Raw genomic sequence first — 22,929 nt, forward strand, 5'->3', positions numbered from 1 at the left:
GGGGCATGGGGCAGAGCCCCAATTCCAGCCTCTCCGGCAATTGAGGAGCGGGGCCCGGGGCAGAGCCCCGCAACCTCAGCCCCCACCCCGCCGCACCTACACCGGCACCGAAACTGTCAGCGACTCAACCGCTGAAACCGCCGCACAGCCAACGGCACAAACACCAGGGTCAGCACCAGAGGCCAGACCACCGCCATAAGCACCGCGTGCTGCTCCACCCACGAACCCCCCGCCCCCACAGGCGTCCCGAACAGCTCCCGCGCCGCCCCCACCGTCGAGGACAACGGGTTCCACGCCGCGACCACCCCCAGCCACTCCGGCATCAACTGCGGCGCGACGAAAATGCTGGAGATCATCGTCAGCGGGAAGGCGACCGCGAACAGGCCGCCCGCCGCCTCCGCATTCGGAACGAGCAGGCCCAGCCAGACGCCCAGCCAGATCAGCGCGAACCGCAGCCACAGCAGCAGCGCGAACGCGGCGAGCCCGCCGCCGAGACCGCCGGACGGCCGCCAGCCGATCGCGACCGCCGTCAGCATCAGGATGACCAGCTCGGCGCAGGCGACGACCAGATCGGTCACCCCGCGCCCGGACACCACCGCCGAAGGCGCCATCGGCATCGAGCGGAACCGGTCGATGACCCCCTTCGTGGCGTCCAGAACGACGAGCGTGGCCGTGTTGATGAAGCCGAACGCCATGGTCATCGCGAACATCCCGGGCATCAGGAAGTCCCGGTAGTCACCGCCGCCCGGCACCTTCATCGCGCTGCCGAAGACGTACCCGTAGAGCAGCACGGACAGGATCGGGAAGCCGAGCTGCCAGGCGACGTTGACCGGCTGGCGCTGGTAGTGGATGAGGCCTCTGCGCACCACGGTCCAGCAGTCCGCCACGGCCCAGTACATCGACGCCCCCATCAGGCGGCCCTCCCCGTCAGCCGAAGGAACACATCGTCCAGGCTCGGCCTGCGCAGGCCGATGTCCTCGACCGCGACGCCCTCGTCCTGGAGGGTCCGCGCGGCGTCGGTGAGCGCGGCGACCCGGTCGGCGACCGGCGCGTGCACCCGGCGCTCCGCCTCGTCGACGACGGGCTCCGCCCCGCCCCGGGCGACGATCTTCGCGGCCCGCCCCAGATCGCCGGCCTCGGCGACGACGACCTCGATCCGGTCCCCGCCGACGGCCCGCTTGAGGCCCTCGGGGGTGTCGTCGGCGATGGCGCGGCCCTGGTCGATGACGGTGATGTGCGAGGCCAGCCGGTCGGCCTCCTCCAGGTACTGGGTGGTGAGCAGGACCGTCGTGCCCGCCGCCACCAACTCCCGTACGCTCTCCCACACTTCGCCGCGTCCTCGCGGGTCGAGCCCGGTCGTCGGCTCGTCCAGGAACAGGACGTCGGGGGTGAGGATCATGGACGCCGCGAGGTCGAGACGGCGGCGCATGCCTCCGCTGTACTTGCCCACTCCCAGGTCGCCCGCGTCGGTGAGCCCGAACTGGTCGAGCAGTTCGCCCGCCCGCGCCTTCGCCCGGTCTCTGCCGAGGTGGAAGAGGCGGCCGAACATCTCCAGGTTCTGCCGGCCGGTGAGCACCTCGTCCACCGCCGCGTACTGACCGGTGAGCCCGATGCGGCGGCGCACCTGCCGCGCCGCGCGCGTGACGTCCACGCCGCCGACCTCGGCCCGGCCCTCATCGAGCCCGAGCAGTGTGCTCAGCACGCGCACGGCGGTGGTCTTCCCCGCCCCGTTCGGCCCGAGCAGTCCGTGCACCGTGCCGCGCCGCACCGTCAGATCGAACCCGTCCAGCGCGCGCTTGTCCCCGTACCGCTTCACGAGCCCCTCGGCCCGCACCGCGTACCCCCCGCCGTCTTCCCCGTCGTCGATTTCCGTGCCGCTCACAGCCGTCACCCTCCACGCCCTTCCGCACCGAACGAACTGAGTACACCGTACCCAAATGAGAGTACACCGTACCCAGTTTCAGTCCAGCGGTTTACGCTGACTCCATGAGCAGTGGCACGGGTGGCGCGAAGAGCAGTACCGAGACCAGCGGCAGCGGCGACATACAGCGCACCATGGAGCTGCTCTGGGGCACCGCGGCGCGCCCCAGCCGCGGCCCGAGACCCGCGCTCACCCTCGACCGGATCGTCACGGCCGCGATAGAGGTCGCCGACGCCGAGGGGATCGCCGCCGTCTCGATGCGCCGCCTCGCGCAGGATCTCGGCACCGGCACCATGTCCCTGTACCGCTACGTGCCGGGCAAGGCCGAGCTGCTCGACCTGATGCTGGACAAGGTGCAGATGCCCTACGAGCCGGGCGAGCACCCCGACGCCCTCGACGCGGACGGCGACTGGCGTGACGCGGTCGCGACGATGGCCCGCGAGACCCTCGCCCTCTACCAGCGCCACCCCTGGCTGCTCCAGGTCAACCAGGCACGGCCGGTCCTCGGCCCCGGCGCCCTGGCCGGCATGGAGAAGATGATGGCCCGCATCCGGCCGATGGGGCTGACCGACCCCGAGCTGCTCTCCGTGCTGGTCATGATCGACGGGTATGTGTCCGGCGTCGCCCGTACGCGGATCTTCGAGCAGGAGGCGGAGAAGACGACGGGCCTGACGGACGCCGCGTTCTGGGCGGCGCAGGCCCCGGGTCTGGAGGCGGCCATGGCGAGCGGTGTCTACCCGGTCATGGCGTCGCTGTCCGAGGACACCTTCGCCGCCGGCTTCGACCACTTCGAGTTCGGCCTTCAGCGGATCCTGGACGGCCTCGACGTACTCGTCACGGCACGCGGCAAGGAGTGAGAGCCCGTCCGGCCGGAGCCGTCACTTCGCCTTCGGTCGCCGCACCGTCCGTCCGATCCCGATGACCGCGATCAGTACGACGGCCGCCCCGACGGCCCCCGCCTTGCCGGTGAACCCGCCGCCGCCACCACTGTCGTCCGAACTCCCGCTTCCGCCCCCGGAGTTCCCGCTGCCGCCCGCGCCCTCGACCTCCACGGCCTTGACCGAACTCCCCTTGCCCTCACTGCCGTAGAGGAGGGTCTTCCCGTCGAGGGTGTACGTCACCGACTCGCCCTGCGTCTGCAACGGGACGCTCAACTGGCCCTGCCGTTTCGGCTTCCCGTCGTTCCAGGAGTAGGCGATGCCGCCGAAGTAGCCGCGCAGGGCGAGCTGTTTCCCGTCGGGGGAGAAGGCGCCGTCGGTCACCCACAGGTCGATGTCGGCGACGCGCTTGAAGACGTTCGTACCGGAGGAGCTCATCGGGTCGGGGCCCTCGTAGAGGCCGCCGCCGTCCTCGCCCTTCTCCACGATGTAGACCCGGCCGGTCTTGGGGTGGACCATCATCGCCTCGGCGTTGCGCGGCCCGTCCGCGTACTTCACGACATACTGCGTCGCCCGCACGGTCTGGTCACGCAGCTCCTTCGGCTCGGGCAGCTTGTAGATCCACACGTGGTCCCATTTGCCGCCGAGGTTGTCCCCGATGTCGGCGACGTAGATATTGCCGTCGGGGCCTACGGAGATCGCCTCGACGTCGCGCGGGGAGCCGATCCCGGTGAGGGTCAGCGTGGCGACGGTCTTCCCGGTCCGCCCGTCGACGGCGAACAAGTACGCGCCGTCGTCGCTGTCGTTGTGGGTCCAGTAGACGCCGGGGTGGGCGCGGGAGGCCGCCAGGCCGCTGGACTCGGTGATCCGCGGGTCCTCGATGGTGAAGCCGTCGGAGCCGGCCGGCCGGTCGTCGGCGAGCGCGGGACCGACCGCGAAGACCGACAGCAGCACGGCGGCGGCCGCGACCCCACCCACACGCGACGACGCCTTGTACGAACGCATGCCCCCAGCTTGCCAGGCGTGTTCGGACTCACACGCACGCGGCCCTGGCGATCGACGATGATGAGCGGATGCTCAGGTTCATGTTCGTCGGCGACTCGATGACGATAGGCAGCGCGGGCGAGCACACCTGGCGCCACCGCCTGTGGCAGCACCTGCGCGCCACCGGCACCGACTGTGCGGTGACCGGCCCCCGCACCGCCCTGTACGGCGGCAGCCACGACTACGCCGACCCGGACTTCCCGCAGCACCACTTCGCCGGCTGGGGCGAAGGCTGGCTGCACATGGCCCCGGCGATCGCCGACGCGGTCACCGAGGCCCGCGCCGACGTCCTCCTCGTCTCCCTCGGCCTGATCGACCTCGGCTTCTACACGAACGCCGAGCAGACCGCCGCGAACGTCCGCCGCTTCATCACCGGGGCCCGCACCGCCAACCCGGCGCTGCGCATGATCGCCCTCCCCGTGATCCCGAACGTCCGGGCCGAGACCGACGCCCCCTTCGCGGCGCAGGTCGCGCACTTCAACACCCTGCTGGCGAAGGCGGTCGCGGACCTCGACGAGCCGCGCTCACCGCTCCTGCTGGCCTCGGTCCCGGAGTCGTACTCCATCCACACCGACACCTACGACGGCACGCACCCGAACGCCTCCGGCGAGCACAAACTGGCCGCAGCGTTCGCGGACGCACTGCACCAGGCGTGGGGCATCGGCGCCCCCTACGCCGCCCCGCTCACCATCGTGTGATCCCCGCGTGCTCTGGTGACCGTGCGTATCGTTGTACTGCGCGGCTGCCCGTTTCCGTCGGGGGGCCGGGGAGGAGCGCCAGGATGACCGCCGAGGCAATCGACAGGATCGACATGGCGACGGTGAACGAGCAGATCTTGGACGAGCTGTTCGAGCAGATGACCATCCCCGAGGGCTACAAGGCCGAGATCGTCGAGGGGAACGTCTACATGGCGCCGCAGCGGAGCACGCACTGGGAGATCATCCTGGGCATCGTCGAGCAGCTGCGGGTCAAGTACCCACGCAAGCGCATCATGTCCGATGTCCGCATCGACTACCCGGGCCACCTGAACGGCTTCGCCACGGACGTGACCCTCATGTCGGAGACCGCGGCGAGGAACGCCAAGGGCCTGTGGCTCTGGCACGACGTCGTGTTCGTCGCCGAGGTCATCTCCCGAGGCACCGGCACCAACGACTACGGCCCCAAAAAGACCGCCTACGCCACCGCCGAAGTCCCCGCCTACCTGATCGCGGACCCCTATCAGGGCAAGTGCCACCTCTACACCCAGCCCAAGGACGGCGACTACCTCACGGAAACCTCGGTGACCTTCGGGACAGAGGTCGACCTCACCAACACCCCGGTCGGCCTAACCCTCGACACCGCCGACTTCCCCCGCGACTGACACGAGATCCACGTCCTGATCCACTTGCCTAGAGCGCACTCCACGTCCTTGGCTGGTGAACCATGAAGTACACGCAGCTCGGACGCACGGGACTCAAGGTCAGCAGGCTCGTCCTCGGCACGATGAACTTCGGTCCGCAGACCGACGAGGCAGCCAGCCACTCCATCATGGACGCGGCGCTGGCCAGTGGCATCAACTACTTCGACACGGCGAACGTGTACGGCCAGGGCGAGAACAAGGGCCGTACCGAGGAGATCATCGGCAGCTGGTTCGCCCAGGGCGGCGACCGGCGCGACAAGACGGTCCTCGCCACCAAGGTCTACGGCAACATGACGGCCGACAACAGCAACGTCTGGCCCAACCACGACCGGCTCTCCGCCGTGAACATCCGGCGCGCCGTCGAGGCCAGCCTCAAGCGGCTCCGGACGGACTACATCGACATCTACCAGTTCCACCACATCGACCGGGCCACCCCGTTCGAGGAGATCTGGCAGGCGGTCGACGTCCTGATCCAGCAGGGCAAGATCCTCTACGCGGGTTCCTCGAACTTCCCCGGCTACAAGATCGCCCAGGCCAACGAAGCGGCCGCCCGCCGGGGCCGCGTCGGCCTCGTCAGCGAGCAGTGCCTCTACAACCTCGCCGAGCGCCGCGCCGAAATGGAGGTCATCCCGGCCGCGCAGGAGTACGGCGCCGGCATCATCCCGTGGTCCCCGCTCCAGGGCGGCCTGCTCGGCGGCGTCCTGAAGAAGGAGAGCGAGGGCAAGCGGCGCAAGGGCGGGCGCAGCGCGAGCTCCCTGGAGAACAGCAAGGTGCGCGAGCAGGTCCAGCGGTACGAGGACCTGCTCGACAAGCACGGCATCGAGCCCGGCGAGGCGGCCCTGGCGTGGCTGCTCACCCGGCCCGGCGTCACCGGCCCGATCGTCGGCCCGCGCACCCAGGAGCAGCTGGACTCGGCGCTGCGCGCGGTCGAGCTGGAGCTGAGCGAGGAGGTCCTGACGGAGCTGGACGAGATCTTCCCGGGCCCGGGGCCGTCACCCGAGGCGTTCGCCTGGTAGCACACGCGGCGCACGCGTACGTGGCGGCGGCCCGGGTCGGTCAAGCGCCGACGGCCGCCGCCACGGCCACCACGACGAACATCAGCACAAGCACCCCGGCCATGATCCGGTTCCGCGTCTTCGGGTCCACACCCCGAGCCTAACGCGCACCCGGAAACTCCGGAGCGGCGACCTGCTCGTAGCGCGGGCGCTCCCCCGCCACCCCGGACACCGGCAGATTGCTGCGGACGAGCGCCAGCCGGGCCACCGTCCACGGCGTGCCCGCGAAGGTGTCGAGGGCGGTGACGTACGGCGTGAGGTCCGTGGTGGTGCGGGCGCGGGCCAGCGTGAGGTGCGGGCGGTAGCGGCGGTGCTCACCGGGCAGCCCGCACTTGCGGCCCGCCGCCTCGGCCCGGTCCGCGAGATGTTTCAGGGCGGCCGTCTCCCCGCTCACCCCGGCCCACAGCGCCCGCCCGCCGAACTGTCCGCCGCCGCGCAGCGCCAGCTCGAACGGCTCCGTGCGCCGCGCGGCCCGCGCGAGGCGCTCCGTCAGCTCCGGCACGGTCTCCTGCGGTACGTCCCCGTAGAACGCCAGCGTGAGGTGCCAGCCGGGCCGCCCGGTCCAGCGCAGCCCGTCCCGGTCCGCCAACCCGTCGACCGCGCGGCCGAGTTCGGTGAGGGCGGGGGCGGGCGGCAGCACGGCGGCGAAGAGTCTCATGGGGTGAGTTTCGCTCGCGGGTGCGGGCCGGGGGCTGGTCGCGCAGTTCCCCGCGCTCCTGAAGCGGGCGCTGCGCGCAGCTTCCCCAGGGGCGCGGGGAACTGCGCGAAAACCCCCACCGGCCGGCAGACCGCGAACAACCCGCGCCCGCAACGGCGCGACGACGGCGACAGCCCCTAGGCCACCGCGGCCAGCTCCCGCGGATCGCGCGGTACGAACTGCAGGTGCCGTTCGCCGCGCCGCAGGTCGACCTTGAGGCGCAGGTTCGCCGCGCGGGCCAGCATCAGGCCGACGCCGACCGCCGCCGCGGCGCAGATCACACCGCCCAGCGTGAAGCTGACCCGGACGCCGTACTGGTCGGCGAGCCAGCCGAAGAGCGGGCCGCCCAGTGGCGTACCGCCGGTGAAGACCATCATGAACAGGGACATGACGCGGCCGCGCATCTCGGGGTCCGTGCCCATCTGGACCGTGGAGTTGGCCGTCACGTTGACCGTCAGGCCGAGGATGCCGAGCAGCACGATCAGCGGGGCGAACGCCCAGACGCCCGGCGCCCACGCGGCCAGGAGCTCCAGGACACCGAAGCCGATCGCGGCGCCGACCAGGACCCGCAGACGGGTCGAGCGGCGGCGGGCCGCGAGCAGCGCGCCGGCCAGTGAGCCGACCGCCATCAGCGTGTTGAACAGGCCGTACTGGCCGACCCCGCCGTGGAACACGTCGTCCGCGTAGGCGCTGAGCCAGATCGGGAAGTTGAAGCCGAAGGTGCCGACGAAGCCGACGAGCACGATCGGCCAGATCAGCTCGGGGTGCGCGGACACGTACCGCAGTCCCTCCCGCAGCTGTCCCTTGCCGCGCGGGGTCCGCTTGATCTCGCTCAGTTCGCCGGTGCGCATCAGCGCCAGGCCGGTGAGCGGGGCGAGGAAGGACAGCCCGTTGGCGAGGAACGCCCAGCCGGGGCCGACGGCCGCGGTCAGCGCGGAGGCGACGGCGGGGCCGATGAGCCGCGCGGACTGGAAGTTCGCGGAGTTCAGGGAGACCGCGTTGCGGACCTGGTCCGGGCCGACCATCTCGGAGACGAAGGACTGCCGCGTCGGGTTGTCGACGACGGTGACCAGGCCGGTGAAGAACGCGGCGACGTAGACGTGCCACACCTGCACGTTGCCGGAGAGCGTGAGCGCGGCCAGGAACAGGCCGGACAGGCTCATCGCGCCCTGGGTGCAGAAGAGCAGGCTGCGCTTGGCGAAGCGGTCGGCGATCACGCCGCCGTACAGCCCGAAGAGCAGCATCGGCAGGAACTGCATCGCCGTGGTGATACCGACGGCGGCGGAGGAACCCGTGATGGACAGGACCAGCCAGTCCTGGGTGATGCGGGCCATCCAGGTGCCGGTGTTGGAGATGACTGCCCCGGTCGCGAAGAGGCGGTAGTTACGCACCTTCAGGCTCGCGAACATCGAGGTCTTGCGGGGGCGGGCGGTCGAGTCGTGGGCGGTTGGTGCGGGGGCGGAGTCTGCTCCGGATCCCGTACTCAAAGTGGGTTCGCCTCCTCGGCGGTCGTCGGACAGGGCGGTACTTGTCAGAGGTGGGCGAGCTTCTCCAGGACGGGTGCGGCCGCGCGCAGCTTGGCCCACTCGTCCTCGTCGAGGCCGACGGCGAGGTCGGCCAGCCACGCGTTCCGCTTGCGGCGGGACTCGGCGAGCATGGTCTCGGCCCGCTCGGTCGAGGTGACGACCTTCTGTCTGCGGTCCTCGGGGTGGGGCTCGAGCCCGACCAGTCCCTTGGCTTCCAGGAGCGCGACGATGCGGGTCATCGACGGCGGCTGCACATGCTCCTTGCGGGCCAGTTCGCCCGGGGTCGCCGAGCCGCATCCGGCCAGGGTGCCGAGCACCGACATCTCGGTGGGGCTCAGCGATTCGTCGACCCGCTGGTGCTTGAGTCGACGGGACAGGCGCATCACGGCGGAGCGCAGAGAGTTCACGGCGGCTACGTCATCGCCATGGGAGAGGTCCGGCATGTTCGTTAGCGTAACTCATTACTGTGTCTAACGACTACCGGGTGAGGCGCAAGGTGCCCGTGATTCGCGCCACCGAACCCGATCATCACCCGTACGAGTGAGTCAGTTCCAGAAAGTGACACGCCGGGCGGCGCGGGGCGAGGACCCTGGTCCGTATGGGATCGACAGTGCTCAGCCTGCGGATAGACGGTGAGCTGCTCGACCGGCTCAAGGGGCATGCCGCGAAAAGAGGTATGAGCGTCCAGGACTATGTGGCCCGGACGCTCGTTCGAGACGACTTCGACGAACGCTTCAAATCGGCGGTCGAGGAGACGGAGAGGTTCTACGGGGCGGCCTGAGCCGCCCCGTAGCGGGGGATCAGGCCGCCCCGAAGCGGGGATCAGCGGATCACGTGAGGCCGAGCGCCGGCATCAGGTAGTAGAAGGCGAAGACCGCCGAGACCGCGTACATGGCGACCGGCACCTCCTTGGCCCGGCCGGCCACGACGCGCAGCACGGTGAAGGTGATGAAGCCCATGCCGATGCCGTTGGTGATCGAGTACGTGAACGGCATCATCAGCATGGTCACGAACGCCGGGATGGCGATCGTGTAGTCGCTCCAGTCGATCGCGCGGATGCCGCCGGACAGGATCAGGAACCCGACCGCGAGCAGCGCGGGGGTGGCCGCCTGGGAGGGGACCATCGTGGCGATCGGTGTGAGGAACAGCGCGACCGCGAAGAGACCGCCGGTGATCACGTTGGCGAAGCCGGTCCTGGCGCCCTCGCCGACACCGGCCGTGGACTCCACGAAGCAGGTGGTGGCGGAGGCCGAGGAGGCACCGCCGGCGGCGACCGCGATGCCGTCGATGAACAGGACCTTGTTCATGCCGGGCATCTGGCCCTGCTCGTCGGTCAGGTGCGCCTCGTCGCTGATGCCCATGATCGTGCCCATCGCGTCGAAGAAGCACGACAGCAGCACGGTGAAGACGAAGAGGATGCCGGTCAGCACGCCGACCTTGTGGAACCCGCCGAAGAGGCTGACGTCGCCGACGAGCCCGAAGTCCGGGGTGGAGATCGGGTTCCCGGGCCACTTCGGGGAGGTCAGACCCCACGAGGGCACCTTGGCGACGGCCTCCACGATCACCGCGACGACGGTCATCACGACGATGGAGATCAGGATCGCGCCCGGCACCTTGCGCACCAGGAGCGCCAGCGTGAGCAGCACACCGAGGACGAAGATCAGTACCGGCCAGCCGTTGAGGTGACCGTCGGCGCCCAGCTGGAGCGGCACGGTGGTCTGCGCGACGTCCGGCATACGGGAGATGAAGCCGGAGTCGACGAGGCCGATCAGCATGATGAAAAGGCCGATACCGATCGCGATGCCCTTGCGCAGGCCGAGCGGCACGGCGTTCATGACGCGCTCGCGCAGGCCGGTGGCGACGAGGAGCATCACCACGAAGCCCGCGAGGACGACCATGCCCATCGCGTCCGGCCACGACATGCGCGGCGCGAGCTGGAGGGCGACGACGGTGTTGACGCCGAGACCGGCGGCGAGCGCGATCGGCACATTGCCGATGACACCCATGAGCAGCGTGGTGAACGCGGCGGTCAGCGCGGTCGCGGTGACCAGCTGGCCGTTGTCGAGCTGGTGCCCGTACATGTCCTTCGCGCTGCCGAGGATGATCGGGTTCAGCACGATGATGTAGGCCATCGCGAAGAAGGTGGCGAAGCCGCCGCGGACTTCACGGCCGACCGTCGAGCCGCGCTCGGAGATCTTGAAGTACCGGTCGAAGCCGTTCTTCGGGGCCGACGGCGGCTGATCGTTGACATCGACCGGGGTGGTGGCCGAAGTGGACATGGGTGACCTCAGCGGTATTCAGAGCGGTGCCATCAGAGCGCAGCTTCCAGCGGTGCTTCTGCGGGCGGGAACGGGACGGGGACGGGAACGAGTCTGATCCTCGCGTGATCGCCACCCGGTTTCCCCGATGTTCCGTTGGCGTTTCGTACGAACAGAAGTGGCCAGACTCAGGCCGTTTCAGTATGAACATATGAGGCCGAATTCGCTATCTCCGCGCGTAGACCCTTGCGACGCCTGGCCGACACGGGGTTGAGGTGAGGCCCGTAAGTGAATCCTCGTAAACTAGGTGCATGGCGAAGTGGACCCCGACGCACGAGGCACCGGAACCCCTTGAGGGTCCCGTGGTCGCCACCATCACCGGCGGCACGATCCTGTGGTTCGTCCTCTTCCTCGTACAGCTGCCGTTCTACGGCTGGTTCGACGACCGCGGGCAGACGTGGTGGGTCTGGACGTGCCTGGCCGGGGCCGGACTCGGACTCATCGGCATCTGGTACGTCCGCAAGCGCGACGCGGCGATCAAAAGGGCCGCGGCGCAGGCTTCCTAGCGAGGGCCTCCCAGGGGTCGCACACGGGGGCGTACGCCCGCCGGACGAGGCGGGCCCCGGTGGGTCCTCCCCAGGTCGGATCTTTCGACCGGTCGAGGGGTGAACGCCCTGATTCGCCCGTACTGTCGAATCCATGACGCACATCGACGCGGGCGCCGAGCTGGATCCGGTGCACCCGGTACCCGTTCCGGGGCGGGCGAGGGGACTGACCGGCGCCGAGGTCGCGGAGCGCGTCGCGCGCGGCGAGGTCAACGATGTGCCCGTGCGCAGCTCGCGCTCGCTGTCGGAGATCGTCCGCGCGAACGTCTTCACCCGCTTCAACGCGATCATCGGCATCCTCTGGCTGATCATGCTGTTCGTCGCGCCGATCCAGGACAGCCTCTTCGGCTTCGTGATCCTCGCCAACACCGGCATCGGCATCGTCCAGGAGTGGCGGGCCAAGAAGACCCTGGACTCCCTCGCCGTGATCGGCGAGGCACGCCCCACGGTGCGGCGCGACGGGGTGGCCACGCAGGTCGCCACCTCCGAGATCGTGCTCGGCGACCTGATCGAGACAGGACCCGGCGACAAGATCGTCGTGGACGGCACCTGCGCCGAGGCCGACGGCCTGGAGATCGACGAATCGCTGCTGACCGGTGAGGCCGACCCGGTCGTGAAGCAGCCCGGCGACGCGGTCATGTCGGGGTCGTTCGTCGTCGCGGGCGGCGGCGCGTTCACCGCGACGAAGGTGGGCCGCGAGGCCTACGCGGCGCAGCTCGCCGAGGAGGCCAGCCGGTTCACGCTCGTCCACTCCGAGCTGCGCTCCGGTATCTCCACCATCCTCAAGTACGTGCAGTGGATGATGATCCCGACCGCGATCGGCCTGGTCATCAGCCAGCTCGTCGTCAAGGAGCACGGGTTCAAGGACTCCGTCGCCCGGACCGTCGGCGGCATCGTGCCGATGGTCCCCGAGGGTCTCGTCCTGCTCACCTCGGTCGCCTTCGCCATCGGTGTCATCCGCCTCGGCCGCCAGCAGTGCCTGGTGCAGGAGCTGCCCGCGATCGAGGGCCTGGCCCGCGTCGACACGGTCTGCCTGGACAAGACGGGCACGCTCACCGAGGGCGGCATGGACGTCGCCGAGCTGCGTCCCCTCGACGGCGCCGACGAGAGCCACGTACGCGATGTCCTCGGCGCGCTGGGCGGCTCCGACCCGCGGCCCAACGCCTCGCTCCAGGCCATCATCGACGCCTACCCCGAGGACCAGGGCTGGCGCTGCACGCAGGCGCTGCCGTTCTCCTCGGCCCGCAAGTACAGCGGCGCCGCCTTCAGCGAGAGCGACGGGACGAGCAGCGCCTGGCTGCTGGGGGCGCCCGACGTCCTGCTGCCCTCCGACGACCCGGCCCTCACCGGCGTCGAGGAGCTCAACCAGCAGGGTCTACGGGTCCTGCTGCTGGTCCGCGTCCACACGGACCTGGAGGACCCGAAGGTGAAGGAGGGCGCCGAGCCGGCCGCGCTCGTCGTCCTGGAGCAGCGTCTGCGTCCCGACGCCGCCGACACGCTGCGCTACTTCGCCGAGCAGGACGTCAGGGCCAAGGTCGTCTCCGGCGACAACGCGGTCTCCGTCGGGGCGGTCGCCGGAAAGCTCGGCCTGGACGGCGCCGAGCACACCGTCGACGCCCGCTCGCTGCCCGAGGACCGGGCGGAGATGGCCGACGCGCTCGACGCGGGCACCGTCTTCGGCCGCGTCACCCCGCAGCAGAAGCGGGACATGGTCGGCGCGCTCCAGTCCCACGGGCACACGGTCGCGATGACGGGCGACGGCGTGAACGACGTACTGGCCCTGAAGGACGCCGACATCGGGGTCTCGATGGGTTCGGGCTCGGAGGCCACGCGCGCGGTCGCCCAGATCGTGCTCCTGAACAACTCGTTCGCGACGCTGCCCTCGGTCGTCGCCGAGGGCCGGCGCGTCATCGGCAACATCACGCGCGTGGCGACCCTGTTCCTGGTCAAGACCGTGTACTCGGTGATCCTGGCGCTCCTCGTAGTCTGCTGCCAGGTCGAGTACCCGTTCCTGCCACGGCATCTGACGCTGCTGTCGACCCTGACGATCGGTGTCCCGGCGTTCTTCCTCGCCCTCGCCCCGAACAAGGAGCGCGCGAAACCGCACTTCGTGCAGCGCGTGATGCGGTACGCGATCCCGGGCGGCGTCGTCGCCGGACTCGCCACGTTCCTGATGTACATGATCGCCCGGCACTTCTACACGGGTTCGGGCGCGCTGGACGCCGAGACCAGCTCGGCGACGCTTACGCTGTTCCTGATCTCGATGTGGGTGCTCGCCATCGTCGCCCGCCCGTACACGTGGTGGCGGGTCTGCCTGGTGGCGGCGATGGGACTCGGCTTCCTGCTGGTCCTGGTCGTGCCGTGGCTCCAGGACTTCTTCGCGCTGAAACTGGTCGGCACGAGCATGCCGTGGACGGCGGTGGGCATCGCGGCGGTGGCGGCGGTCGTCCTGGAACTCCTGTGGAAGTGGGTCGACCGCCGCTACCCGGACTAGACCGGGCCTGTCGTCAGTCGAACCAGCGGTCCCGCGCCAGCTCCTGCGTACGGGACGGGTCCTCCAGGAGCGCCGCCACCTCGAAGCGGCGCGGCCACTGCCCCGCCGCCCACGCCAGACCGGCGGCGACGCCCTCCAGGGTCGCCGCGTGCACGGTCCCGTCGGGGGTGCGTCGCCAGTCGGCCTCGGTCCCGGCGACGTACAGCTCCTCGTACTCGACGTACGAGTGCGGGGCCGCGGGTCCGAGGAGGGTGCGCACGGAGTCGGGCACCGGGTGTTCGGTGCCGTCCCCCGTCACCTCGGCGTCCACGGCCGCGCTCAGGCGGCGCACCTGGAACAGCTCGGCGAGGTGCGCGGCCCCGGCCGGGGCGACGGGCAGCAGCGCGCGCCCGGCGGCGAGCGGCAGCAGATCGGGGGCGTCGGCGACGAGGGCGTCGGCGGCGTCCACGACGACCACCTCTCCGTCGCGTACCGCACGCAACTCGTCGGGCAGCGTCACCTGTTCGGGTTCCAGCTCGGTCAACTTGCCGTAGATGGCGTGCAGTTGCGACGCGCTCACCGGGCGGTCCGGGTCGGCGAGGCGGTCCAGGAGTTCGGCGGCGCCGCCGGGCTCGTCGAGCAGCGCGGCGACGGAGGTGCGTACGCCCAGGGTGCGCAGCACCTGCTCGTCGTCGAAACCGCCGGCGTCGGCGGCCTCGTACAGGCCGACGAGGAGCGGATCGGAGCCCTCGGCGCGCAGCCCGGCGGGGCGGCGGCCGTCCAGGACCGGGTTGCCGCGCAGCCACCACGCCGTGTACGGGCGGACCAGCTCGTGGGTGCCGTCGGGCAGCAGCACCCGGACGGGCTGGGTGAGGGCGTCGCGCAGCGGCGGCTGCGACAGCAGGGCGAGCGCCTGCGGCCAGCGGTCCTCGTCGACCAGGTCGAGGTCGCGTACGGCGATCAGCTCGGTGGCGACGGGCGGCACCGGTGTGTCGGGCAGCCGGTCGAGGACGTCCTCGCACCACACGTCTACGGCGTCGAGCAGGCCCGGGTCGTCGGGCTCGGGGAAGTCGCTGTCGCGCGGGTCGAGTTCGTCGGGGTCGAGGACGACGTCGGTGGTGCGGACGAGGGCGAAGGTGGCGAGCACCCCGCACGCGGCCAGGGGCTGTTCACCCCACCGCTCGGCCAGCTCCTCGTCGACGTACGGCAGCTCGCCCTCGCGCAGGACGGCGGCGATGGGGCTGCCCGGGAGCAGCAGCTCGGCGGCGGGGGCGAGTTCGCCGTGCTCGTCGGGGAGGGCGAGGGCGCCGAGCCACGGCTCGTCACCGGCGTCGAGGTGGGCGTCGCGCACCAGCGTGAGGACGACCTCGGCCAGCTCGTCGACGCTCAGGGTGCCCTCGTCGTCCCAGGCGGGCTCGTCGTCCAGGGACGCGGCGACGGCGGCCCGCAGCTGCGGCGTCAGCAGGACGGCGCGGGGCGTGGCGGGCAGGGCGCCCAGCTTCTCCAGGAGCGGGTGGGCGGCGTCGGGGTGGGCGACCTTGAGACCGAGCCGGGCCAGAGCGTCGCCGGGCACCGCGGACGCCTCACCGGTGGGCAGCAGCACCTGGCGCGGCCCGATGACGGTGCGGCCCCCGGCCAGCGGCACGGGCAGCCCGGAGAGCCGGTCGGGGTCGACGCCGGCCAGCGAGTCGTAGAGCCGCCGCCACCAGCCGGGATCCTTCTCCAGTCCGGCAAGCCGGTCGATGGCCTCGGTCAGCGGGACGCGCGCGACACCCACCGTCCGCAGCTCGGAACGGCGTTCGAGCCCGGCGGGCAGCAGGCAGGGCAGCACCTCGGCGAGGACGCGCACGGTGTCGGCCCCGACACCTTCGACGACCTCGGCGTCCCGCGGCTTGAGAGCGACGGGCCGCGCGTCGTCGTCCTCGCCCTCCGTCTTCGACTCCAGCGCGGGCGGCAGGAAGGCGGTACGGGGCAGCCGCTCCAGGATGGCGGCCCGCAGCGCACCGTCCAGCTCGCTCTTGCCGAGCGGCCCGGGCACGAGATCCAGGATGCCGGGCCCCACGGGCCGCCAGTCGCCGAGCAGTTCGGCGTACGCGTCGGCGGCGCGCTGCACGAGATGGTCGGTGAGCGGGCCCGGCGCGACGTGCCGCCGGGCGGTGTCGAGCGGGAACGAGCCGATGAGCAGCGCCGGCACCCCGAGGGCCTCGTCGCTCGGGGTCGGCGCGTGCAGCACGGGCGCGCTGCGGGGCCGCTGCGGGGCGCCCGCGTCGTCGACGGGCACGGCCCAGGTGACGGACCAGTGGGGGCGCAGGCGCTCCTCGACGGGCCGGTCGGTGAGCAGGTCCGGGGCGAGCGCCCCGGCCCGTTCGACGGTGCGCCAGCGCAGCTCGGCGGGCTCGCGGGCGTCGTCCGAGATCACCGTGTACGGGTCCGCGGCGCGGCGGCGCAGCACGCGCGTCCCGGCGTCCGTGGTGACCGTGACCTCCGAGAGGCCCGGCAGGGCGAGCAGCAGCGTGTCGTCGACGTCCGCGAGGAGACGGGCGGCGAGCGCCTCCGCGGCCTGGTCGCGCAGCGGCAGGATGACGACCGTGTCGTACGAGTCCGGGGCCTGGCCCTCGGCGGCGAACGGGAGCCGCAGGAGCGGCACATGGCCGTCCCGGCGGCGCAGTTCGTCCCCGAGGGCGGGGCTGTGCAGGGCGATCTCGGCGGCGGCCATGCGGGCCTCGCCGAGGGACCAGCGCACACCGCCGGTCCGGCCGACGACGGCGGGCTCGTCGCTGACGGCCAGCACGGCGGCGAACCCGACGCCGAACCGGCCCACGGCCGTCCCGGAGTCCTCCCGCTTGGCGGACGCCCGCAGCGTCGACAGCGACTCGACGCCGGTGGCGTCCAGCGGAGCGCCCGTGTTCGCGGCCGCGAGGGTTCCGTCGCGCAGGGTCAGCGCGAGGCGGCCCTCGGTTCCGGCGCGGGCTGCCGCGTCCGCGGCGTTCTGGGCCAGTTCTACGACCAGTCGGTCCCGGTAGCCGCCGAGGGCGAGGTCCTCCTCCGCGTTGGCGTCCTCCCGGAACCGGGCCGCGCTGCCGGTCCACGCGTCCAGCACCCCGCGGCGCAGCCTGGCGGTGCCGAACGGGTCCATGCCCTCGGGTGCCGCCCAGGGGGATCGGCTGACGCTCACGGGTGTCTCCTCACGGGGCGGCTGATCGGTCGGCCCGAACGGTATCGCGGCGCTGGCCTCGGCCCGGATGGGGTGGCCCCGGGTCCGCCCGATCGGGCCGAACGCGCAGTTCCCCGCGCCCCTAGGAGGTGCGTTGTCCGGTACCGGCCGGTGGAGCTTCTCGCGCCGTTCCCCGCGCCCCCAAGAGAGGTGCGTTGTCCGGTGCGGGCCTGTGGGGGCCGTTCGCGCAGTTCCCCGCGCCTCTGGGGGGGCGGCTTTGCCGCGGGCCCAGGGGCGTCCCATGAGATCGCGCACGTAGTGCGCATCTCAGGGGCGCGGGGAACTGCGCGAGAAGCCCCACCGGGCCGCGGACGTAAAACCACCCAGGGGCGCGGGGAACTGCGCGAGAAGCCCCGCCGGACCGCAGCCGCACCCCGCAGCCGCAGCCCCAAAACCAGCTGGGCCCTAGGGGCGCGGGGTGCGCTACGAGTGGCCGAGATCTTCCGCGCCGTCGGCGGGCGCGGCCCCCACCGACCCCGCATCAACCTCCAAGCGAAGCGGCATCGCATCGACCAGCGTCTCATCGATCACCGGCGGAGCCGGCCGCGGCGGCGTAGGCATGACCGCCGCCTCCGAGTGCCCCCCGCACCCGTACGCCAGCGAGACCACACGACCATCCGCCGGCGAGAACTCATTCGCGCAGACGCCGAAGGCCTGGCCGAGAGAGCCGCCGACCGGCTGGAGGAAACCGCAGGAGACGCAGGTCGCGGGGGCGGCCTGAGCCATGGGGGTCTTCGCGCCGTAGGAGTCCTCCCAGCGGTCGGCCGCGACATGCAGCCCGTACCGCGAGAGCACCCGCGCCCGCCTCATGCCCAGTTCCTCGGCGACCGCCGCGATCGAACCGCGGGCCGGGGCGACGGGCAGCTCGGCCACCGGCCCGGCGGTGATCTCGGCGTCCTCCGCCTCGACCAGCTCGAACATCTCGTCGGACAGCGGCGAGTTCGGCGGGGGCACGTCCTCGCCGGTGTAGCCGGGTTCCAGACGCAGATCGTCGGCCTCGGTGGGCAGCAGATCGCCGGGCCCCATGTCGCCGGGCCGCAGCCGCTCGCTCCACGGCACCCACTCGGGGGCGAGCAGCGCGTCCGGTCCCGGGAGCAGCACCGTCTCGTCGAGGGTGACGTACTTGGCCCGTGAGGCCCGGGCCACGGTGACGGCCCAGCGCCAGCCCCGGTAGCCGAACTCCTTGCACTCGAACAGGTGCGTGACGACGCGGTCGCCCTCGACGACCATTTCGACATGCTCGCCGACCACACCGGGCGCGGCGGCCTCCTCGGCCGCGGTGCGGGCGTAATCGACCGCCTCGGCGCACAGACGGTCAGGGGTGCGGCTTCGCGTTGTCGCTGCGCTCACAGGTATCGCTTCTCTCCTACGCCGTCTCTCGAGTGCGCCATCCTGTGTGCGGGAGCGCGGACGGAGCGGACCGGAGGGCCGCGTCGACGTCCGCACCCGACGTTCCGGGCGCACCTACGTCATCCATTCTGCGGGATGGCCGAGAGGCGCGCGGCCGATAACAACCGCCGCGGGCGCGCTACGCACGCTACCTCGTCCTGCGCCCTGCGCCCACACCGACGTACGAGCCGCACCCGACGCGAAAGCCGACCCGCGTGCTCATATCGGCACTAGTACGCCCGTTCACGGGGCACTATGACTGGGTGGCAACCGCACGATCGGCGTACGCACAGAGCGGTTCGGGCCCGGTGCGCGGGGCCGTCCGCAAGGTCGGGCGTGCCCTGCATCTGCCGTTCACGGGCACGGCGCGCGGTATCCGGAAAGCGACCCATGCGCACGGCGCGGGCGAGTCGGGCCTCGGAAAACTCATCGAACTCCATGCGGTGAACGGCGCGGGTGACGTCATGGTCACCGTCGCCCTCGCCTCGACGGTCTTCTTCTCCGTACCCACGGACGAGGCACGCGGGCGAGTCGCCCTGTACCTGGCCATCACGATGGCCCCCTTCACGCTGCTCGCCCCGGTCATCGGGCCGCTCCTGGACCGGCTGCCGCACGGGCGGCGGGCCGCGATGGCCGGGTCGATGCTGGCCCGGGCGCTGCTCGCGCTGGTCCTGTCGACCGCGGTGGTCACCGGCGGCATCGAGCTGTATCCGGCCGCGCTCGGTGTCCTTGTCGCCTCAAAGGCGTACGGAGTGGTCCGTTCGGCGGTCGTGCCGCGGCTGCTCCCGCCACGCTTCTCCCTGGTCAAGGCCAACTCCCGGGTCACACTCGGCGGGCTGCTCGCCACCGGGGCCGCGGCGCCCGTGGGGGCGGGTCTGCAGGCGCTCGGGCCGCGCTGGCCCCTGTACGGCGCGTTTGTGATCTTCGTTGCGGGGATGTTCCTGTCGTTCTCGCTGCCGCCCAAGGTCGACTCGGCCAAGGGCGAGAGCAAGGCGCTGCTCGCGGCCGACGAGGCGCATGTGCACGGCCCGGGCAAGAAGCAGCGCAAGCCGGGGCTGCGGACCGTGGGCACGGCCGTGACCCACGCCCTCGCCGCCAACGCCGCGCTGCGCTGTCTCTCCGGGTTCCTCATCTTCTTCCTGGCGTTCCTGCTGCGGGAGCATCCGCTGACCGGGCAGAGCGCGGCCGTGTCGCTCGGCCTGGTCGGGGTGGCCGCCGGGGCGGGGAACGCGCTGGGCACGGCGGTCGGGGCGTGGCTGAGAGCGCGGGCGCCCGAGGTCATCATCGTGACGGTGGTGGCGGTGGTGCTCGGCGTCGCGATCACCTCCGCGGTGTTCTTCGGGGCGTTCATGACGGCGTGTCTGGCGGCGTTCGCCGGGTTCGCGCAGGCGCTGGCGAAGCTTTCGCTGGACGCGACGATCCAGCGGGATGTACCGGAGGTCGTACGCACGTCCGCGTTCGCCCGCTCCGAGACGTTGTTGCAGATGGCGTGGGTGGTGGGCGGGGCGATCGGGATCGCGTTGCCGCTGGTCGGGTCCTTGGGGCTTTCTGTGGCGGCGGGGATCGTGGCGGTGGGCTGGCTGACGACGGCCCGCGGCCTCCTCTCGGCCGCCCGCCACAGCGGCCCCGCCAGGGCCCGGGTGGCCTGAAGCGTCTGCCATGTCCCGCCGTCTTGAAGGCGCACCACCGTCGTGGTTGCTCGCGCAGTTCCCCGCGCCCCCTGGGGCTGCATGAGATGGCGCACGCAGTGCGCATCTCAGGGGCGCGGGGAACTGCGCGAGAAGCCCCACCGGCCCGCACCCGCAGACCACGCATGCCCAGCGGCGCGGAGAAGCGGCCACGCCGACGGACGACCCACCCCCGACCCCCCCGGCGGAGCCAGATAGCCTTCGGCCATGACCTCCCAGCGTTTCGTAGTGCGCCACAGGCGCACCGTGGCCGCCGTCGGTGCCGTCGGCGCCGGACTGCTCGTCCTCTCCGCCTGCGACAAGCCGACCCCGCTGGCCACCGTCACGGTGGGCCGCGACACGGTGAACTCCGAGGCCTCCTGCCACAACGACGGCAAGGCGCTCGCCGCCTCGTCGCTCGAGGGCTGCCTGAAGGACAAGGACGCCAAGTCCATCAAGGTCGATCCCGACGAGACGGTCCGCTTCGGCGTCGACCCGGAGATCGCGGAGAAGGGCTGGACGATCCTGATGAACGGTCAGCCCCTCACCGACGCCAGCAAGAAGACGTACCGCACGGTCCCGGGCAGCGTCTTCTTCAACCAGCAGTACGGCGCCACCGGCGGCTCGACCACCGTGACGATCCTGGAGGGCGGCGACTCCAAGGCGTACGGCCTGTGGTCGTTCAAGCTCAAGAAGGACTCCTGACGGATACGGACACCGGCGCGCAGCCCGGCACCGCGCACGCCCGCGTACTGATCGCCACCGCCGTCCCGGCCGAACGGGACGCGGTGGCGCGTGCGCTGCACGACCGCCCGGCGATCGACGTGGTCGCGGTCGGCGTAGGCCCCGCGGCCGCCGCGGCCGGCACCGCCACCGCCCTCACCACGGCCGAGCTGGCGGGCGACCCGTACACGCTGGTCGTCTCGGCCGGTATCGGCGGCGGCTTCAGCACCCCGCCCGGCACGGTCCTGATCGCCGACGCGATCACCGTGGCCGACCTCGGCGCCGAGACCCCCGAGGGTTTCCTGCCGGTCACCGAACTCGGCTTCGGCACCGTCACCCACCGTCCGCCGGCGTCCCTCGTACGAGACCTCGCCGCGGCAACCGGCACCGCGCCCGCAGCCGTCGGCACCGTCCTCACCGTCTCCACGGTGACCGGCACCGCCGACCGCGCCGCGCTCCTCGCCCGGCGCCACCCCGGCGCCGTCGCCGAGGCGATGGAGGGCTTCGGGGTCGCCGAGGCCGCCGCCGCGCACGACGTGCCCGTGGCGGAGATCCGCGCCGTCTCCAACGCCGTCGGGCCCCGCGACCGCGCCGCCTGGCGCATCGGTGACGCGCTGGCCGCACTCACCGACGCGTTCGGGAAGTCGGCGCCCGTACTGGAGAGTTGGAAGAACACATGACGACGAACCCCACGGCAGCCACGGGCCCCGACCCGGTCCGCATCGCCTTCTCGCCCTGCCCGAACGACACCTTCGTCTTCGACGCCTGGGCCCACGGCCGCGTCCCCGGCGCCCCGGCGCTGGACGTGACGTTCGCCGACATCGACATCACCAACGGGGTCGCGGAGCGCCGCGAGGACACGTACGACGTCCTGAAGGTCAGTTACGCGGTGCTGCCGTACGTCCTCGACGACTACGCGCTGCTGCCGTGCGGCGGCGCGCTCGGCCGGGGCTGCGGCCCGCTGGTGCTCACCCGCGAAGCGGGCGTCGACCTCTCCGACAAGCGCGTCGCCGTGCCGAGCGAGACCTCGACCGCCTATCTCCTCTTCCGGCTGTGGGCGGCCGACACGGTCGCGGGCGGGCAGGTCGGCGAGATCGTCGTCATGCCGTTCCACGAGATCATGCCCGCGGTGCGCGACGGGAAGGTCGACGCCGGCCTCGTCATCCACGAGGCCCGCTTCACGTACCAGAACTACGGCCTGCACAAGCTCGCCGACATGGGCGAGCACTGGGAGGCCACGACGGGCCTGCCGATCCCGCTCGGCGCGATCATCGCCCGCCGCGACCTCGGAACGGAGACGCTGCGCGCATACGCGGACGCGATCCGCACCTCCGTCCGCCAGGCCTGGGACGACCCCGAGGTGTCACGCCCGTACGTGATGGCGCACGCCCAGGAGATGGACCCGGCCGTCGCCGACCAGCACATCGGCCTGTACGTCAACGAGTTCACGGCCGATCTCGGCGAGGACGGGTACGCGGCGATCCGGGGTCTGCTGACGCGGGCCGCGGCCGAGGGCCTGGTCCCGGCGCTCGCCCCGGACGCGCTGAAGTTCCCGTAGATCACCTGCTCATGGGCCGGCGGCGGCTCAGACGTCCAACTGGTCCGCCACCGCCCGCAACAGGCCGGCGATCTTCGCACCGGCGGCCTTGTCGGGGTAGCGGCCGCGCTCCAGCATCGGCGTGATGTTCTCGAGCAGCGTCGTCAGGTCCTGGACGATGGACGCCAGTTCGTCCGGCTTGCGGCGCTGGGCCGCGGCGACGGACGGGGTCGGGTCGAGGATGGTGACGGAGAGCGCCTGGTCGCCGCGCTGGCCGGCGACCACACCGAACTCGACGCGCTGGCCGGGCTTGAGGGCGTCGACACCGTCGGGAAGTACGGAGGAGTGCACGAAGACGTCACCGCCGTCGTCGCGGGAGAGGAAGCCGAAGCCCTTCTCGCTGTTGAACCACTTGACCTTGCCGGTAGGCACGTGAAGTCCTCGTCCTCGTACTAGAAAGAAAACGCTCTGGATAGCAGTACAGCGGGTCGTGGTACGACCCGCTGCCACCAAGACTATGGGTCCCGGGGCCGGTGACAAGAC

At 71.5% G+C, this 22,929-nt stretch carries 21 protein-coding genes; 11 read left to right on the forward strand and 10 right to left on the reverse strand.

The window, feature by feature from the left end:
• Positions 1 to 116: 116 nt before the first annotated feature.
• Both ABD366_RS04105 and ABD366_RS04110 read right to left on the reverse strand, forming a co-directional pair.
• Positions 117 to 911: an ABC transporter permease gene (locus tag ABD366_RS04105; protein ID WP_324765947.1), complete on the reverse strand. Its 795-nt coding sequence runs from the start codon at positions 909 to 911 to the stop codon at positions 117 to 119.
• Positions 911 to 1,882: an ATP-binding cassette domain-containing protein gene (locus ABD366_RS04110; RefSeq protein WP_324765948.1), complete on the reverse strand. Its 972-nt coding sequence runs from the start codon at positions 1,880 to 1,882 to the stop codon at positions 911 to 913. The genes ABD366_RS04105 and ABD366_RS04110 overlap by 1 nt, the downstream gene beginning before the upstream one ends.
• 104 nt (positions 1,883 to 1,986) lie before the next feature.
• Between ABD366_RS04110 and ABD366_RS04115 the strand changes: the two genes are divergently transcribed.
• Positions 1,987 to 2,778 carry a TetR/AcrR family transcriptional regulator gene (locus tag ABD366_RS04115; protein WP_324765949.1) on the forward strand — a complete coding sequence of 264 codons (792 nt, stop codon included), beginning with the start codon at positions 1,987 to 1,989 and terminating at the stop codon, positions 2,776 to 2,778.
• Between the two features lie 21 nt (positions 2,779 to 2,799).
• Here ABD366_RS04115 and ABD366_RS04120 read toward each other — a convergent pair whose 3' ends face one another.
• Positions 2,800 to 3,804 (reverse strand): WD40 repeat domain-containing protein, encoded by a 1,005-nt coding sequence (locus ABD366_RS04120; RefSeq protein ID WP_324765950.1) that lies wholly within the window; start codon positions 3,802 to 3,804, stop codon positions 2,800 to 2,802.
• Between the two features lie 68 nt (positions 3,805 to 3,872).
• Between ABD366_RS04120 and ABD366_RS04125 the strand changes: the two genes are divergently transcribed.
• From ABD366_RS04125 to ABD366_RS04135, 3 genes are all read left to right on the forward strand, one after another.
• The gene (locus ABD366_RS04125) at positions 3,873 to 4,541 is read left to right on the forward strand and encodes a GDSL-type esterase/lipase family protein (protein ID WP_324765951.1); all 669 of its coding nucleotides are present in this window, start codon (positions 3,873 to 3,875) and stop codon (positions 4,539 to 4,541) included.
• 83 nt (positions 4,542 to 4,624) lie between these two features.
• Complete coding sequence (locus ABD366_RS04130; RefSeq protein ID WP_324765952.1) at positions 4,625 to 5,203, forward strand: Uma2 family endonuclease; 579 nt, start codon at positions 4,625 to 4,627, stop codon at positions 5,201 to 5,203.
• Positions 5,204 to 5,265: 62 nt separating this feature from the next.
• Complete coding sequence (locus ABD366_RS04135) at positions 5,266 to 6,258, forward strand: aldo/keto reductase (protein ID WP_324765953.1); 993 nt, start codon at positions 5,266 to 5,268, stop codon at positions 6,256 to 6,258.
• Positions 6,259 to 6,397: 139 nt separating this feature from the next.
• Here the strand turns inward: ABD366_RS04135 and thpR are convergent, their stop codons facing one another.
• From thpR to ABD366_RS04150, 3 genes are all read right to left on the reverse strand, one after another.
• The gene (gene thpR / locus ABD366_RS04140) at positions 6,398 to 6,955 is read right to left on the reverse strand and encodes an RNA 2',3'-cyclic phosphodiesterase (RefSeq protein WP_324765954.1); all 558 of its coding nucleotides are present in this window, start codon (positions 6,953 to 6,955) and stop codon (positions 6,398 to 6,400) included.
• A gap of 176 nt (positions 6,956 to 7,131) precedes the next feature.
• Positions 7,132 to 8,481, reverse strand: coding sequence for an MFS transporter (locus tag ABD366_RS04145; RefSeq protein ID WP_324765955.1), 1,350 nt, complete (start codon positions 8,479 to 8,481; stop codon positions 7,132 to 7,134).
• A gap of 44 nt (positions 8,482 to 8,525) precedes the next feature.
• On the reverse strand, positions 8,526 to 8,963 hold the full coding sequence (locus tag ABD366_RS04150; protein WP_324765956.1) for a MarR family winged helix-turn-helix transcriptional regulator: 438 nt from the start codon (positions 8,961 to 8,963) through the stop codon (positions 8,526 to 8,528).
• Positions 8,964 to 9,118: 155 nt separating this feature from the next.
• Between ABD366_RS04150 and ABD366_RS04155 the strand changes: the two genes are divergently transcribed.
• Positions 9,119 to 9,301, forward strand: coding sequence for a ribbon-helix-helix protein, CopG family (locus ABD366_RS04155; RefSeq protein ID WP_324765957.1), 183 nt, complete (start codon positions 9,119 to 9,121; stop codon positions 9,299 to 9,301).
• Positions 9,302 to 9,350: 49 nt separating this feature from the next.
• Here ABD366_RS04155 and ABD366_RS04160 read toward each other — a convergent pair whose 3' ends face one another.
• Positions 9,351 to 10,799 carry an NCS2 family permease gene (locus tag ABD366_RS04160; RefSeq protein WP_324765958.1) on the reverse strand — a complete coding sequence of 483 codons (1,449 nt, stop codon included), beginning with the start codon at positions 10,797 to 10,799 and terminating at the stop codon, positions 9,351 to 9,353.
• Positions 10,800 to 11,089: 290 nt separating this feature from the next.
• On the opposite strand from ABD366_RS04160, the gene ABD366_RS04165 reads away from it, so the two are divergent.
• Both ABD366_RS04165 and ABD366_RS04170 read left to right on the forward strand, forming a co-directional pair.
• Entirely contained in the window at positions 11,090 to 11,344 is a 255-nt protein-coding gene (locus ABD366_RS04165; protein ID WP_324765959.1) for a DUF2530 domain-containing protein, read from the forward strand.
• 133 nt (positions 11,345 to 11,477) lie between these two features.
• Complete coding sequence (locus tag ABD366_RS04170; protein ID WP_324765960.1) at positions 11,478 to 13,877, forward strand: HAD-IC family P-type ATPase; 2,400 nt, start codon at positions 11,478 to 11,480, stop codon at positions 13,875 to 13,877.
• A 13-nt stretch (positions 13,878 to 13,890) separates the two neighbouring features.
• On the opposite strand, the gene ABD366_RS04175 is transcribed toward ABD366_RS04170, so the two are convergent.
• On the reverse strand, positions 13,891 to 16,992 hold the full coding sequence (locus ABD366_RS04175; protein WP_324766034.1) for a sacsin N-terminal ATP-binding-like domain-containing protein: 3,102 nt from the start codon (positions 16,990 to 16,992) through the stop codon (positions 13,891 to 13,893).
• 501 nt (positions 16,993 to 17,493) lie between these two features.
• Positions 17,494 to 18,420 carry a DUF3027 domain-containing protein gene (locus ABD366_RS04180; protein WP_324765961.1) on the reverse strand — a complete coding sequence of 309 codons (927 nt, stop codon included), beginning with the start codon at positions 18,418 to 18,420 and terminating at the stop codon, positions 17,494 to 17,496.
• 347 nt (positions 18,421 to 18,767) lie between these two features.
• On the opposite strand from ABD366_RS04180, the gene ABD366_RS04185 reads away from it, so the two are divergent.
• From ABD366_RS04185 to ABD366_RS04200, 4 genes are all read left to right on the forward strand, one after another.
• Positions 18,768 to 20,108, forward strand: coding sequence for an MFS transporter (locus tag ABD366_RS04185; protein ID WP_324766035.1), 1,341 nt, complete (start codon positions 18,768 to 18,770; stop codon positions 20,106 to 20,108).
• A 246-nt stretch (positions 20,109 to 20,354) separates the two neighbouring features.
• On the forward strand, positions 20,355 to 20,831 hold the full coding sequence (locus ABD366_RS04190) for a DUF2771 domain-containing protein (RefSeq protein WP_324765962.1): 477 nt from the start codon (positions 20,355 to 20,357) through the stop codon (positions 20,829 to 20,831).
• Positions 20,801 to 21,529 carry a futalosine hydrolase gene (locus ABD366_RS04195; protein WP_411293601.1) on the forward strand — a complete coding sequence of 243 codons (729 nt, stop codon included), beginning with the start codon at positions 20,801 to 20,803 and terminating at the stop codon, positions 21,527 to 21,529. Before ABD366_RS04190 ends, ABD366_RS04195 begins: the two co-directional genes overlap by 31 nt.
• Positions 21,526 to 22,407, forward strand: coding sequence for a 1,4-dihydroxy-6-naphtoate synthase (locus tag ABD366_RS04200; protein ID WP_324765963.1), 882 nt, complete (start codon positions 21,526 to 21,528; stop codon positions 22,405 to 22,407). The genes ABD366_RS04195 and ABD366_RS04200 overlap by 4 nt, the downstream gene beginning before the upstream one ends.
• A gap of 27 nt (positions 22,408 to 22,434) precedes the next feature.
• On the opposite strand, the gene ABD366_RS04205 is transcribed toward ABD366_RS04200, so the two are convergent.
• Positions 22,435 to 22,818 carry a cold-shock protein gene (locus tag ABD366_RS04205; RefSeq protein ID WP_164305339.1) on the reverse strand — a complete coding sequence of 128 codons (384 nt, stop codon included), beginning with the start codon at positions 22,816 to 22,818 and terminating at the stop codon, positions 22,435 to 22,437.
• Positions 22,819 to 22,929: the final 111 nt, after the last annotated feature.

Origin of the sequence: Streptomyces kunmingensis, assembly GCF_039533535.1 — a bacterium.
GTDB lineage: Bacteria > Actinomycetota > Actinomycetes > Streptomycetales > Streptomycetaceae > Streptomyces > Streptomyces kunmingensis.